Source organism: Lachnoanaerobaculum saburreum DSM 3986, assembly GCF_000185385.1.
GTDB lineage: Bacteria > Bacillota > Clostridia > Lachnospirales > Lachnospiraceae > Lachnoanaerobaculum > Lachnoanaerobaculum saburreum.
In genome coordinates this window covers 430,860-444,915 of the sequence record NZ_GL622296.1, presented here as the reverse complement: position 1 = coordinate 444,915, position 14,056 = coordinate 430,860, and the positions used below count along the sequence as shown (strand labels likewise).

The 14,056-nt window shown below is 36.7% G+C and carries 15 protein-coding genes and 5 tRNA genes; all 20 read right to left on the bottom strand.

Annotated features, from left to right (window positions below):
- Positions 1–15 precede the first annotated feature (15 nt).
- Positions 16–1,101 carry a 3-isopropylmalate dehydrogenase gene (leuB, locus tag HMPREF0381_RS02245; RefSeq protein ID WP_040461056.1) on the bottom strand — a complete coding sequence of 362 codons (1,086 nt, stop codon included), beginning with the start codon at positions 1,099–1,101 and terminating at the stop codon, positions 16–18.
- A gap of 250 nt (positions 1,102–1,351) precedes the next feature.
- Positions 1,352–1,480, bottom strand: a complete 129-nt coding sequence (locus tag HMPREF0381_RS15550; RefSeq protein ID WP_008750238.1) for a hypothetical protein — start codon at positions 1,478–1,480, stop codon at positions 1,352–1,354.
- 73 nt (positions 1,481–1,553) lie between these two features.
- Positions 1,554–1,625: transfer RNA gene (locus tag HMPREF0381_RS02240), tRNA-Gln, on the bottom strand.
- Positions 1,626–1,638: 13 nt separating this feature from the next.
- Positions 1,639–1,712 (bottom strand) — tRNA-His (locus HMPREF0381_RS02235).
- Between the two features lie 23 nt (positions 1,713–1,735).
- Positions 1,736–1,806: transfer RNA gene (locus HMPREF0381_RS02230), tRNA-Gly, on the bottom strand.
- Between the two features lie 9 nt (positions 1,807–1,815).
- A tRNA-Arg gene (locus tag HMPREF0381_RS02225) sits at positions 1,816–1,889 on the bottom strand.
- A gap of 25 nt (positions 1,890–1,914) precedes the next feature.
- Positions 1,915–1,989: transfer RNA gene (locus tag HMPREF0381_RS02220), tRNA-Pro, on the bottom strand.
- A 155-nt stretch (positions 1,990–2,144) separates the two neighbouring features.
- Complete coding sequence (locus tag HMPREF0381_RS02215) at positions 2,145–2,912, bottom strand: cell wall hydrolase (RefSeq protein ID WP_008750237.1); 768 nt, start codon at positions 2,910–2,912, stop codon at positions 2,145–2,147.
- A gap of 182 nt (positions 2,913–3,094) precedes the next feature.
- Positions 3,095–4,345: a M20 metallopeptidase family protein gene (locus tag HMPREF0381_RS02210; protein WP_008750236.1), complete on the bottom strand. Its 1,251-nt coding sequence runs from the start codon at positions 4,343–4,345 to the stop codon at positions 3,095–3,097.
- Between the two features lie 169 nt (positions 4,346–4,514).
- Complete coding sequence (gene srtB, locus HMPREF0381_RS02205; RefSeq protein ID WP_040461053.1) at positions 4,515–5,273, bottom strand: class B sortase; 759 nt, start codon at positions 5,271–5,273, stop codon at positions 4,515–4,517.
- A gap of 130 nt (positions 5,274–5,403) precedes the next feature.
- Complete coding sequence (locus HMPREF0381_RS02200; protein ID WP_008750234.1) at positions 5,404–6,546, bottom strand: DUF6382 domain-containing protein; 1,143 nt, start codon at positions 6,544–6,546, stop codon at positions 5,404–5,406.
- Entirely contained in the window at positions 6,503–6,892 is a 390-nt protein-coding gene (locus HMPREF0381_RS02195; RefSeq protein WP_008750233.1) for a hypothetical protein, read from the bottom strand. The genes HMPREF0381_RS02200 and HMPREF0381_RS02195 overlap by 44 nt, the downstream gene beginning before the upstream one ends.
- The gene (locus tag HMPREF0381_RS02190) at positions 6,889–7,338 is read right to left on the bottom strand and encodes a prepilin peptidase (RefSeq protein ID WP_008750232.1); all 450 of its coding nucleotides are present in this window, start codon (positions 7,336–7,338) and stop codon (positions 6,889–6,891) included. The genes HMPREF0381_RS02195 and HMPREF0381_RS02190 overlap by 4 nt, the downstream gene beginning before the upstream one ends.
- Positions 7,335–8,225, bottom strand: a complete 891-nt coding sequence (locus tag HMPREF0381_RS02185) for a hypothetical protein (protein WP_008750231.1) — start codon at positions 8,223–8,225, stop codon at positions 7,335–7,337. Before HMPREF0381_RS02185 ends, HMPREF0381_RS02190 begins: the two co-directional genes overlap by 4 nt.
- A gap of 13 nt (positions 8,226–8,238) precedes the next feature.
- The gene (locus HMPREF0381_RS02180) at positions 8,239–10,146 is read right to left on the bottom strand and encodes a DUF5702 domain-containing protein (protein ID WP_040461050.1); all 1,908 of its coding nucleotides are present in this window, start codon (positions 10,144–10,146) and stop codon (positions 8,239–8,241) included.
- Positions 10,143–10,319: a Flp1 family type IVb pilin gene (locus HMPREF0381_RS14455; protein WP_008750229.1), complete on the bottom strand. Its 177-nt coding sequence runs from the start codon at positions 10,317–10,319 to the stop codon at positions 10,143–10,145. Before HMPREF0381_RS14455 ends, HMPREF0381_RS02180 begins: the two co-directional genes overlap by 4 nt.
- A gap of 43 nt (positions 10,320–10,362) precedes the next feature.
- The gene (locus HMPREF0381_RS02175) at positions 10,363–11,592 is read right to left on the bottom strand and encodes a hypothetical protein (RefSeq protein WP_008750228.1); all 1,230 of its coding nucleotides are present in this window, start codon (positions 11,590–11,592) and stop codon (positions 10,363–10,365) included.
- Between the two features lie 3 nt (positions 11,593–11,595).
- On the bottom strand, positions 11,596–12,264 hold the full coding sequence (locus HMPREF0381_RS14450) for a type II secretion system F family protein (protein WP_242824380.1): 669 nt from the start codon (positions 12,262–12,264) through the stop codon (positions 11,596–11,598).
- Between the two features lie 58 nt (positions 12,265–12,322).
- Positions 12,323–13,582, bottom strand: coding sequence for a CpaF family protein (locus HMPREF0381_RS02165; protein ID WP_040461047.1), 1,260 nt, complete (start codon positions 13,580–13,582; stop codon positions 12,323–12,325).
- Positions 13,576–14,055: a prepilin peptidase gene (locus HMPREF0381_RS02160; protein ID WP_008750225.1), complete on the bottom strand. Its 480-nt coding sequence runs from the start codon at positions 14,053–14,055 to the stop codon at positions 13,576–13,578. The genes HMPREF0381_RS02165 and HMPREF0381_RS02160 overlap by 7 nt, the downstream gene beginning before the upstream one ends.
- Position 14,056: the final 1 nt, after the last annotated feature.

Here is a 14,056-nt window from a genome sequence, read left to right as displayed (position 1 = left end):
TTTGCCGCAAAACCGTTATTTCAAATATTCTAAAACCTTGTCTCCCATCTGTGATGTGGAGAGCTTTTGCATTCCTTGTGTGTAAATATCCGCTGTTCTGAAGTTATTCTTTAATACCTTCTCAACCGCATTTTCAATATCGCTTGTCTCTTTATCAAGACCCAGTGAATATTTTAAAAGCATTGAAGCTGAAAGTATTGTTGCAAGCGGATTTGCAATATTCTTACCTGCAATATCAGGTGCGGAACCGTGACTTGGCTCATAAAGTCCAAGCTTACTCTCATTAAGAGAGGCACTTGGCAGCATTCCGATAGATCCTGTTATCATGCTGGCTTCATCAGATAAGATATCTCCAAACATATTTTCAGTAAGCATTACATCAAACTGCCCCGGATTCATTACAAGTTGCATTGCCGCATTGTCTACAAGCATATGCTCCAAAGTAACATCAGGATAGTCCTTTGCCACTTCTTCCACAACACTTCTCCACAGCCTTGAGCTGTCAAGGACATTTGCCTTATCCACACTTATAACTTTTTTTCTTCTCTTTGTTGCGATATCAAATGCAACCTTTGCCACTCTTCTGATTTCATTCTCATTGTATACAAGAGTATCTACAGCTGTTTTTATACCGTCAATCTCCTTGGTATATCTTTCACCGAAGTATAGCCCGCCTGTAAGCTCTCTGACTATTACCATGTCAAAGCCCGCCTCACTTATTTCAGTCTTTAAAGGACAAGCTCCTGCGAGTTCTTTGTATAAAAGTGCCGGTCGCAGATTTGCAAAAAGTCCAAGTTCCTTTCTGATTTTCAAAAGTCCCGCCTCAGGTCTTAAATTCGGTGCCACATCATACCATTTTGAGTTACCTACATTTCCGCCTACAGCACCCAAAAGTATGGCATCACTGTTTTTTGCAATCTCTACCGCCTCATCTGTCAGCGGTACTCCGTATTTATCAATAGAGCATCCGCCCATATCTATATCGGTAAATATAAACTCATGGTCATATTTTTTTGCAATGCCCTCAAGTACTTTTTTTGCTTCTCTTACTATCTCAGGTCCGATACCGTCTCCGGGTATCAGAGTTATCTTAGCTTTCATATATATCTCCATTCTGAATGCTGTTATATTAATAAACTTATTTACTACTTGGCCAAACATTCAAATGCTTTTTGTTTTACAATCCTTAATTAAAAAGATTTTCTTATCATAATACTTTAAAATAATCTTTTTTTCAACTTTACAGCCCACTATTCTTAAATTTAAACATATATTTTTTCTATATTATCCATAACATTTGGTTAAGTAAGGCATTAAAAAAGAACCAAAGACAAATCTTTGGCCCTCTTTCTTAAAATTCTTCTTCTTCATCTTCTTCAGCTATAGCGCCGAATATTGCCCCCATCGTACCTGCCGATACCGCAACAGCCACTACAATAACAAGTCCTACAATACCTGCAAAAATTGGCATAATATCCATATTTACCTCCCAAAGCCGGTCAGCTTATTTTAAAAAAACACCCAACAGGTGTCAGTGTTAACCAATATATAAGCTGGGCCAGCTGGATTTGAACCAGCGAATGCAGGAGTCAAAGTCCTGTGCCTTACCGCTTGGCGATGACCCAATAATCAAAAAAAGGTGGGTAGAGGGATTCGAACCCTCGGCCTCCAGAGCCACAATCTGGCGCGCTAACCAACTGCGCTATATCCACCATATGCCATATACTATGACAAAAGCAGGTGATGGGAATCGAACCCACGTATTCAGCTTGGAAGGCTGATGTTCTACCATTGAACCACACCTGCAAAATCAAGTGAGCCTGAAGGGATTCGAACCCCCGACCCTCGGCTTAGAAGGCCGATGCTCTATCCAGCTGAGCTACAGACTCAAATATTTTATTTTTAGAAAACAGATCGGGGTGACAGGATTCGAACCTGCGACCCCCTGGTCCCAAACCAGGTACTCTAGCCAAACTGAGCCACACCCCGATAATATTTACTTTTTCCTGTCTCCCTAAGACACATACAGCATTATATCGGATGCATATAATAATGTCAAGCGTTTTTTTTATCAATTTTTTTAATTTTTTTCAAGGAAAACAATCCCCCGAAAGCCTTATGCAAAATTTTCCGGGGGAAATCATTTATTTAAAATATTCATGACCTCCATAAGAAAACAAATATGTTAATGATGAATCAAACCATCCAACTGCATGGTCTGTAGAATAGGCTCTATCCATAAAATAAAGAGCACCTCTTGAGTAGTCCTCTCCCATCAAAGCATTGTTGACACCTTTGATAGTGGCCTCACTTACCTTAACCTTGAAAAATCGTTTATCCCTAATAGGTGAAAACTGACCCTTACTGAAAATAACATCTGTAATTGTATTTGCAAAATGACTTGATCGAACCCTGTTGATTACCACATTTGCTACTATGGTTCGTCCGTAAACATCATTGTCACCTACCTCAGCTTCTACAATTCTTAACAGATTATTATAATCCTCAACTGTAAGAGAAGGCAAATCCAACGCCTTCCTTCTTTCCTCAAGAAGTCTTTCCATTTTTTCGTTTCCGGTCTCTTTTTGAACAATCCTCGGCAAGTCTATATTTTCATTTTCCTGCTCAACCGCTTCTTCTTCAACAGCAGTATCATCTAATTCGGAATTATCCAAAATATCGCCGGTCTCGTCTTCCTCCTCCTGATTTTCATCAGAAGAACTTATAACACCGGCACTGACCGCATTCTTTCCGCTTCCTGCAAATCCGTTACTTGAAAATGCAACAACACTTATTATAGCACCTCCTATGGTAAGTAATGCCATGTGTCGATACATAGTCTTTGTGATTTTCATCGGTATAGCCATGATCCTGCCACAAATGGATTTAAGAAGCGATGTTATTCTTGGCATAAAGTCTCTCCTTTAACGCTTAATGCAATCGCTAGTCTTTTGCATTATAATAAGTAAAGCCAAAAATGTCAATAATGTCATAAACATGTTATACTTTTGTAAATGTTATTTAATCAATAATTTATTTATTTTAACAATTTCAGTCAATAAAATAATTTTTATATAAAGTATATAAAATCTCTTTAAAATTCCAAATTCAGCCACTTTAGAGCATACCCGGCATAAAGTGCGGCACCTATATCAAGTGCATTCTCATCAATATCGAATCCTTCATTGTGAATCTGAATCAAAGTATTCGGTTCACTCTCATTTGATGTGCCAAGATATGCATATGCTCCCGGCACTTCAAGGATAAACTCGGCAAAATTGTCTCCTCCAAGAGAGATCGGTCTGGTCTTTATAGCGTCTTCTCCTAAGATATCTATTACAACCTCTCTTACCTCTTCACTTACTCTCTCATCATTTATCAGTGCAGATGTATAGTCTGTCCAAATAACCTTAGCACTTCCACCATAAATTTTCGCAATATTTTGTGCCGTATTTGTTATCTTATCTCTAACTTCCTGTCTGGTTTTGGCTGATGTGGTTCTTGTGGTTCCTTCTATTACACCGCTGCCTGAAACTATATTGTAAGAGGTTCCTGAATTTAATATCCCTATGCCTATTACAACAGGGTCTATAGGTGATGTAGTCCTTGTAACAATTGCCTGAAGTGCCACCACTGTCTGTGCCGCGATATAGAGTGCATCTATACCGAGCTGTGGTGTAGATACATGAGTAGCTTTTCCCTCTATCTCTATTCTAAAGTGATCCACCGCCGCATTATTGATACCTGTTGTCACACCTACCTGACCGCATCTTAAATCCGGAGCCACATGGAGTCCGAATATTCTTTCAACTCCCTTTACCTCACCGTTTTTTATCATCTCCTGTGCGCCTGCACCTATCTCTTCACCGGGTTGGAATATAAGCTTTACAGTACCTGCAAACTTGTCTTTATTATTTGCAAGTACTGTTGCCGCTCCAAGTAGTGACGCATTGTGTAAATCATGTCCGCAGGCATGCATTACTCCTTTATTCTTTGAGCAATAAGCTCTGTCATCTCTTTCAAGTATCGGGAGTGCATCTATATCGGCTCTAAGAGCCACCACTCTGTTTTTTCCTTCTCTAATACTGTTTTGACGGCCGATATTACTTTCAGACTCATCCGCTCCTGTATTCTTTGCAGGTTGTGATACCGCCTCTCCTCTTATAAATCCTATCACTCCGGTTTCTGCACTTCTATAGTGTTCTATACCAAGTTTATCAAGCTCTTCTTCTATTCTTGTGGCGGTACGATACTCCTTCATACTCAGCTCAGGATGCAGATGAAAATCTCTTCTAAGTTCCACTAATTTTTCATGTATTTTTTTTACCTCATTTAATATATCCATAATGCCCTCTTTATTTTATCCTTTATTCCTACTTATTTAATAGGTTTTGTTTTATAGTATCACTTTTAAAATTTCCGGTCAAGTTATAGCGACAAAAATATTTAGAGGCTGTACTCACAACTTGTAAGTACAGCCTCTATAAAACTCCTTTATTATCTGTTACAAATCTTTATTTGATTTTTGTCAGCTTTCCGCTTAGTACAAATCTTGCATTATCAAACTCATAGCTGCAAGTTGACAGTGTAAAAATCTTGTCTCCATATTTCGGCTCTATATCTGATTTGAAAGCAGATGATTCCTTCAGGTATTTTATCCAATTGTCAAACTCTGCACTGTCACTAAAGTCAAGTTGCCAGGCATCTTCATCAACATTTGCCACATGACCTGCAAAAAAATCAATCCTGTACACAGCATTTTCAGTTATCAAATATCCTTGCTCATGGCTGTCAAAAAAATCCTGCTTCTTATAACCTTTAAGTGCCGCAAACATACTTCCGTTTTTCATATGATGCCCGTATATTATACTATGTCTGTCACTTAAATCACTTGGATTTCTTGCATCCATAAATATGGCACCTGCCGGATTTTCAGTTCTGTCCGCCATATGGTTAAGGTAGTATTCATTGTCTGTGGTATGTACTACCGGATAGTTTATCATAGTATCAGGCAGATATATCCAGCCTACAACATCCTTATTGACTTCCTTTAATCCGTTAAAATCCACATCCGGATAAGGCTTTTCCTCGGCTGTAGTTTCCTCCACTTTCTTTGTCTCGGCTGTAGTCTGTTCTATGGTATACTTATTAATCTCCTTGTAGGTATCAACACCCCTTTTATACTCACTTTGTATTTTTATTATGTTAAATCCCGCATACAATGCTATTGCCAAAAACACAAAGCAAAGTAATGTTCGTATCTTATCTCTCAAGTTTTTCTCCTGTCTATAATACTTAGACTTACATCGCTTGCAAACAAGTTGTATACAAACTTTAAACTGTAAATACAGTATCACAAATTTCTATCAAGTATATCACAGATGCAAAAACTATCAAGCATATTTACATTTCCAACCTATAAATTATTCCGCAGATATTTATAGTATCTCCGGTATTCAGTTCTATATTTTCTTCATTTTCAAGCTTCTTACCGTTAATATATGTTCCGTTTCTTGAGTTTAGGTCTCCGGCATACAGTACACCTTTTTTTTCAAATAATTTCAAATGTATTCTGCTCACTCCGTCCGCATCCAATACATAGTCACATATCCTGTCCTGCTTACCTATGATAAAGGGCAGATAATTAATCTCTATATCTTCACTGCCGTTAATACTTTTAAGTACTCTTCCTGATTTATTCGGCTTTATATCTGTTAAAAGGACAGTATTTGAGACCTCCTCGTCTCTAACCTCAAATACACTCTTTTCCTCATTCAAGCAGGCAAGACTCACACCCGGTTCATAACCTTCAAATACTTTTTCCAAAAACTCTTCTTCTTCAGTTTGTTCTTTTGACTTATTTCCCTTAAAAATACCTCCAAAAATATTGAACTGCTTTTTCTTTTTATCCCTGCATTCTGTAGGATTTTCTGTCTCAATTTCATTAACCGATACAGGTTCTTGTTTATTCTCCTCTATTTGTGAGTTGCCGTCAAAAAGTTCTTCCAAATCATTTATAACAAAATCCCTTTTCCGGCATTCCTTTAACATTCCATACACCATTATCAGACAATCTTTATCATCTTTGTTGATATTATTTAATATATTTTCCAATAACAATTTCATTTCTTCTTTATTGTTCTCGCTTCTTGGAATATATAAAAACGAGTATCTTTTAAGATCCAGGTCTGTAAATATATATTCAGGATCAAGCACCACTGAAGAGGCCTCCAATAAAAACTCTTCCAATGCTTTGGTAGCAGATATTATATCAATTATAAAACTCTTTATCTCATCTGTATTAAGTGTTCTTACTTCAAGTACCCTTGACAGCGGTTGAAGCGAACTTATATCATAGCAAAGCTCCAACTTCCCGTTTATTCTCTTTATAGTAGGCCTTAAAAAACTTTTGATACAGTTATGCTCTATCATTCCTACTTCAAAGGCATATTTAGTTTTCAGCTCACTCAAAAATTTTTCTTCCGGCTCAAATATAAGCCAATTACTCTTCAGATTCCTCAGATAATTGACCTTTAAGTCTTTCATATATTCCCTCCAATGCTGTAGTGGCTCTTATATATCCTTCAGGATTATACACACTTACTCTTATACTTTTCTCACCCGTCTTTGCGTCAATGTGAAACTTCTTTTCTTCAATCCTTACAGTTTCTTTTTCCTTTAACTTCACCAAGTTTTTTAATCTCTCTTTGTCATAACCGATATCTTTTTCATCATGTGAGAGCCTTTCTAAAAGTAAGTGTATCTCTACATTGTCTACAACCTGAGTATGCTTATCTATACTGTATCCTATTATAAAGGCTATTCCCAAAAATACGAAAAAGATAATATATGTTATTTCTATTGTAAAACTTCCTCTAAGCCTTTCTTTCATACACAAAACCACAGGATACAATTTGCCAAAGTTATAAACGGAAGCATTGCCACCCTTATCCCCTTTATTTTTCTTCTTTTTATCATACAGTACATACTTAAGAAAAGTGCATATATTGAAAGTATAAAAACGGAAATGAAAAACAGCAACAGATTTTCCTTTATCCCCAATATGGCTCCACATCCGATAAAAACAAATGCATCCCCCTCACCTAAAATATTTATTTTACTAAGCGGCAATAAAATAAATCCGCTTAAAATACCTAAAAGCATAGATATATAGTCTATACTTATACCGCTAAAGCCCTTATAAATCATAATTACGGCTATAGCTGTATAAAATATAAATACACTATATGTATATATTTCTTTTTTTCTGATATCCTGAAAGCTGAAGATTATAAGAGCTGCCGTTAAAATTATTTTTTCTATAATCAAAATGTTCAATGTCCACCTCCACAGTATGAGCATGCTCCAAGATGCTCCACATCCGACAGCTTTACCCTCTGTACATAGGCTGTTATCGCACTGCAATGCGGGTCTGAGTGATACCTTGTACCTGAAGGCATTATATAGACAGTTCCTCCTGCCCTGTTACCGCATCTCTCACATGGGTGATACCTGCCTCCGTTTTCGTTTCTGAGACTTTCAATATTTGCAAGCGGTACGCTTCTTAAATCATTGTACAGATAATGACATCTTGGGCTTAGGTGATATCTTGTAGAGTTTTTACCTATGTACACATACTTTTCATCAGCAGTATTTTCATCGCCTCCTTTACCCCCATCCGCTCCAATCCATGCCCTTCTTGTAGCTACCACACTCTGATTTATACTGTTTTTCCCAAATATCCCTATCGGCAATGAATATTTATAATCAATATGTATGCATACGGTCTCACCGTCAGCCATACAGGATGAGAGCAGTCCGTTTATATTTCTTATATTCTTATCTGCAATCTCAGTATTTATCTTTGCCGTCACAAAGCTCCCTATAGCACCTCCCGATATTACTCCTTTGATATTGTCCATTGCGGTGTGATCATAATTTTCGTCATTATCTTCTCTTACTTTTGTACTTAACCTGTTGTAAGTATAGGCATATTGGCAGGTGTCCTTACATACGGCTTCAGCAATACCCATTATTTTTCTGTTGGTATTCATCATATCAAAGGGCATTATCAGTATTGCCATAGCTATTATAAAAAGGCAAAAACACAGAGCGGCTTCAACACTGAGGGAGGCTCTGTGAGTCCTCTTATACCTGCATGCTTGGAGAGCTTTCATTTTTTTGATTTTTAAATTTTTATTTTCAAATTTTCTATAAGAGGACATACAAAACCTCCCTTCAATATATTTTTTCCACTCTTACTTCTGTTTCATAGCCTAAGTTTAAACCGCCAAACTGACCTGCAAAAAATGATATATCACTGAATAATCTTTTTGCACCACAGGATATATTCGCATCCACACCATAGACCATATCCTTTATAAGAAAATCTTTTTGACCGACTCCAATATCAATTTGCATTATATCCATCATCCTGAAATTTCTCTTCACAGGATCTTCAATATACAAAAGCATCTTCAGATATCCCTCATAGTTTATACCCCTCTTAAATTCATCACTGTTTCCAAGATCATTATTGCTTAAAATATTAAATATGGAATCAAGGTCGGTATGCCAATCGTCACCGCCCTTTATGACAGGTACCTTACCTCCTGACAACAGACCTTTTATATCTATGGCAGACTCCACCAATGCCCAAACGGCTATTATAAGGAATTTTACAATAAATGTTATCTGTGGCAAGCATAATACACCGCTTATGGCAGCTGCAAGTTCTGTAGCCAGTTGCATCTTGGCGGAATCTCTTATTATATGCATATAGTTTAGTCCCTCTCTTATTGCAAGCAACTTAAGCACTGCACTTTCAAGATTTGCTCTGTCACTGCTCTCACCGTTTAATATATACTCAAGTTCATAAGAAAGAGGTGTATTTATATCGTCTGTAAAGTCTGCAAAATACTCTCCCATATATTCATCTATCAAAAGTCTTTCTGCGAGATTTCTGCCTGTGTATCCCCCTGTAGCGGCATTTGACGGCAGGCTGAGTGTATCTATACTCTTATCAGAAACTGTCCTGTTTGCCGGAATAACCAGTGAAAATACGCCGTCAGCAATCATATCCTTTAACTGTTTTAACTTATCTTCCTTGTCCTCATCGGCTATTCCATGTTTACAGTTTAATTTCATTTCGCCAAGTGCATATATATCATCACTTACTCTGTCCCAGCCCTCACTGATTTCGCTGCCGTAATCATCATCATCATCTTCATCAGCCTCATCAAGTACACTTTGCAGACTTTCTATATCACAATCAAGATTATCAAGTTCAGTTATCATACTTTCGCTTTGTAAAGACAGGGCTGTAACCTCAAGCCTTCTTTCACTGTCCTTGTCCACATAGTCTTTGAATTTTTCTATTTCACCTTCTATATATTCCTTATTGCTGTTTGAGAGCTTATCTAAATCGGATGAGTTTTTTGCTTCTATCTCTCTTAATTTTGCAGACATCTTATCGGCTTTCCTCTCATATTTTTTTACAAGCTCAGGAATTTTTTTCAACTTCTTTTTCAGATTGTCACTTAATTTTTTTAACTCACCAAGATTCTTGGTATTAAGTGCCTCCTTCATCTTAAGCTTTATCTTCTCCTGTGCGTCAATATTTTCAGAAAGCCGCTTTAATGCCTTTTCCACATCTATAGCCTCTCTTGAGCTTAGACCATAGTCGGAGGTAATCTTTTCCATGCTCTTGGCATCCTCAATATCCTTCCACAAATCATCAGGAGAACCGTCAAATATAGATTCAAAAGTGCCGAGTTTCATATAGTCAATGATTTCCTGTTCCAGATACATTCCGCCGTTGTCATTTAGACAGATTTTCTTATTCAGGCTTACATTCGGATTTTGAATCCTGTACATTCCGGAATATTTCACATAGGGTTTCATATATTCACAAATCAAATCACCTATATTATCGTCGCTCTCACTTTCAAGTGCAAATATCCTGTAGTTTTCCCACATAACCCTATGATATCTGCTAAATAAAGAATCTATTGCCGAATCTCCTGCCGTTTGTAAGTAAAGTCTTGCACTTGAAGTTCTGGCAGACTCCAAAAGTGCGCATATCAGGGCGGATATACAGACAAATATCAAGGCTATAAAGACGGTAACGGAACCTCTTTTTTTCAAGTATATACCTCTTTTGACTTCTTATTGATTTCCTTGAAGATATTGTTTAAAAGCTTACCTATATTGCCTTTGAATATAAGTACCAACCCGATAAGCACCACCAGCACAAGGACAATCTCTATAACACCTACACCATCCTCGTTTTCCAAAAAATCCTTCCAAAAATCCAACATAGCTCCTCCTTTCCGAAAGCTTTTTTCATATTCCGAACATTTATCAATAGAATATCAATAATGCCGGCACGACTATCATCATCATCACTATAAGTAACATCATAAACAGCGGTAGCAACAACTTGGTATTAAGTTCTTCGCCCTCTCTTTTAGCTAAGTTTAACCTCTCTTCCCATGCACTCTGTGCTTCCATATTTAACAAAGTGCTTAATCCGGATATTCCGCTTTTTCTGTTTTGCTCAAGCAGTGATGCCAATTTCATATACTGCCTCAGTAAACAGCTTCTTCCAAAATCCTTATACACTATATTTTCCTGTGTACCTGTTTTCAGCCTTGCAAGTGACTTTGACATCTCCTCATATGCATATCTTTTTGCATATCTTTTTTCTTTATTCTCACTCTCATAGTCTTTCACTATTCCTTCCCATGACTGTCTCACAGAAAGTCCCGCACCTATAAATACTATCAGTTTTGATACTATATCGGGGTAATCCTTAAGCAATTCTCTTTTTCTCTTTTCAAGCTTTTGCCTGTCACCATTCTTTTCTCTCAGATACAAAAGTATTGCTACAATTATCCCCATTATCCAGATAAGGTGAAAATTCATACTGTCTTCAAGGTGATATACCAATTTCTTCCCTTCAAAACTTTCAGGAAGGTAAAATCCCGCCTCTCCCACAGCTTTTTTATCTGCGCTTGATATATAGTCCTTAAATCTTTTTATAAGACTTTCATCAGCCGACAGAGGCTTAGGCAACACCCTTGCCGGTATAACATAGCTTTCTTCATAACTCTCATAGCTGATATCGACACCTATATCTATATCCACGCTCTCACTAAGATTCTCATTGTCCACATTTCCCTGTATATCAATGATATCACCGTCTCCAAAATCCCACTTTACACTAAGTCCCAAATCACTTAACTCACTTACAGGATTCAGATTGGTGGTAATATTTTGCAGTGAAGTATTCTCACCAGGAAGTATCTTAAGTATTTCATCCATACCCTTTTTTATAGCTTCCTTTGCTTCCTCTTGTGAATAAACACGCTTTGATACAGGTATTTCTATCTTTTGTGAACCTTCAAGTAACCCTTCCACCTCTATTTTTACTTCGGTATCATCCTCATCCACATAGGGTCTTACTATATAATTGGACTGATTACTCGGTTTTAAAAATGTTGAACAGATAATAAATAACACAAAGCCTGCTGTTGCTGTCAGCCAATACTTTATTTTATCCTGAAAGATTTGTCTTAAATATTTTTTCATTTGCTACACCTCTATATTTAAAAGTCTTTTTGATATATAGATTGCAAATAAATAGACTGTCAGTCCTACACTCATACACATTCTTCCGATTATTGTTGTATACATGATATTGAAAAAACCGGGTGAACTGAAATCAATATATAAAACTATAAGTAAAGGCAGTATATTCATCACCTTCTGTTCAAATCTTTTTGCAGCGGTCATTGTTATTATTTCTTCTTTTATCCTTACTTTATCACCTATGACACTGACTGTATGTGCGATAATACTTTCAAGTTCCCCACCGCTTCTTTTTGCAATCCTAAGCACCTTTGCAAAACTTCTTATATCTTCACAGTGACTCCTATAAGCCAGATCATCAAAAGCTCTTTCTACACTGATATTCATATATATCAGCTGACATATATATTCAAACTCCTTTATAATCAGATTGTCCTTTACATACAACAGTCTAAGCTCCACCAATGCTTCTTTTACAGAATTTTCAAGTGAATATCCTGCATTTAACAGTGATGAAAGTATCATTACAGCTTCTTTGAATTCTATCAAAAGCCTTCTTTTTTTCTCGACAATCAGCTCTTTTTTCTTCAGCTTGGGATATAAAAAGCAAAACGGTAAAAGTACAAAAAATATGATTACACTTTTATAAAATACATAAGAAATTAAACTCAAGATTCCTACCGCATAAAAGCTGTATTTAAGCCATTCAATAAATGTAAAACGGTAGCTGTCATAGTTTATGGCCTGTTGCGAACAGTTTTTGTTTGTTTTTAAGTTCTCCGACTTTTTTATGGATTTTTTCTTCCATATCATACTCATACAGTTTATTAAGTCCGATTTCACCATTTTCATACGGTAGAACCTCCAAAATCTCAAGCATCTTTCTCTCTCCTTCCCTAAGTCTGCCAAGGTGAATCATTATATCTATGGCACTTGCTATCTGTGATCTTATGGCTGCAAGAGGAAGATCGGCACCGCTTAATACCATAGTTTCAAGTCTTGAAAGCATATCCTTTGCACTGTTTCCATGTCCGGTACTTAGTGAACCGTCATGTCCCGTATTCATAGCCTGCAACATATCAAGAGCTTCCTTTCCTCTTACCTCACCTACTATTATCCTGTCGGGATTCATTCTGAGTGAAGCTCTTATAAGATCTCCGATACCTATACTTCTGTCACCGTTTAATGTGGCATTTTTAGTTTCAAGTCTCACAATATTTTTTATATGTCTAAGTTGCAGTTCCGCCGAATCCTCTATTGTGATTACTCTTTCACCTTTAGGTATGTAACTTGAGAGTGCGTTCAAAAATGTGGTCTTACCGGAATTGGTTCCGCCTGAAATAAAGATATTGTAGCCGGCACATACCAAAACTTCCAAAAACTTTGCACATTCCTCAGATAAAGTTCCATACGAAATCATTCTTTCTATACTTATAACCTCAGGGAACTTTCTGATAGTAATTATCGGGCCGTCAAGTGATACCGGCGGCAATACTATATGTACTCTTGAACCGTCCTCCAGTCTGGCATCTGCAATAGGTGATGATACATTGACCACTCTGTTTACCTTGCTCACTATCTGCTGTATCATATCTTCAAGCAACTCATTGCTTACAAAACACTTGTCCCATTTCTCTACTTTCCCACATTTTTCTACAAAGATATCATCTTTTCCGTTTACCATTATCTCTGTAATATCCTTTGAATCCAACAACTCCTGTAATATATCCAATCGTCTGAAGGAATCAAACAGTGAATTTCTGATATTCATTTTTTCTTCAAGCGGAATATAAAAAGAATGTTCCTTATGTATTATCTCTCTGTCTATTATCTCATACAGCTCACTGTCATCTATATTTCTGAGGTCTGAAAGCTTATCTCTTATTTCATTCTTTAATTGTTCACATATACTCTCATTTGACCCGCAGTCTTCAGATTTTACTACCTGTATTCTTAGATTCTCCTCCTCTATTACTTTTCTGTTTAACAAAAGCACCTCCACAATATAAAGCCTGCCAAAAAACATGGAGCAACAGGTATCATATGCTTATCTCTCAGTTTATATTCACTGTATTTTTCAACCTGACCGCTTGCAAGTACTCTTGTACAATAGTTAAGCAGTATATTAAATCTGGTTATAAGCTGTGCACTGAAAATCAAATAGACAAGTGAGCCTACTCCGGCTAATACCAATGAAATAACGCTCATATTGATACCGTCATATATTCCCAAAAATCCTATAATCAAAGAAAACAATTTTATATCTCCGGCACCAAAAAATCTGATTCTGTAAAAAGCGGAAAAAATAAACAGTGAAATTATAAATCTAATCAAAAAATCTAAATGTAATATAAAAATACCTGCTCCAAAATATATCAAAATCAAAATATTCGGTATTCGTCTCCAAAATATATCTGTAATTGTTGTAAATAATAAAAGACTCCCCACAATGTAATAAACCATA

Coding starts and splice junctions, on each gene's coding strand:
- leuB (WP_040461056.1), bottom strand. CDS start 1,101: ATGAAAGCTAAGATAACTCTGATACCCGGAGACGGTATCGGACCTGAG.
- HMPREF0381_RS15550 (WP_008750238.1), bottom strand. CDS start 1,480: ATGGATATTATGCCAATTTTTGCAGGTATTGTAGGACTTGTTATTGTA.
- HMPREF0381_RS02215 (WP_008750237.1), bottom strand. CDS start 2,912: ATGCCAAGAATAACATCGCTTCTTAAATCCATTTGTGGCAGGATCATG.
- HMPREF0381_RS02210 (WP_008750236.1), bottom strand. CDS start 4,345: ATGGATATATTAAATGAGGTAAAAAAAATACATGAAAAATTAGTGGAA.
- HMPREF0381_RS02200 (WP_008750234.1), bottom strand. CDS start 6,546: ATGAAAGACTTAAAGGTCAATTATCTGAGGAATCTGAAGAGTAATTGG.
- HMPREF0381_RS02195 (WP_008750233.1), bottom strand. CDS start 6,892: ATGAAAGAAAGGCTTAGAGGAAGTTTTACAATAGAAATAACATATATT.
- HMPREF0381_RS02185 (WP_008750231.1), bottom strand. CDS start 8,225: ATGTCCTCTTATAGAAAATTTGAAAATAAAAATTTAAAAATCAAAAAA.
- HMPREF0381_RS14455 (WP_008750229.1), bottom strand. CDS start 10,319: ATGTTGGATTTTTGGAAGGATTTTTTGGAAAACGAGGATGGTGTAGGT.
- HMPREF0381_RS02175 (WP_008750228.1), bottom strand. CDS start 11,592: ATGAAAAAATATTTAAGACAAATCTTTCAGGATAAAATAAAGTATTGG.
- HMPREF0381_RS02160 (WP_008750225.1), bottom strand. CDS start 14,055: ATGGTTTATTACATTGTGGGGAGTCTTTTATTATTTACAACAATTACA.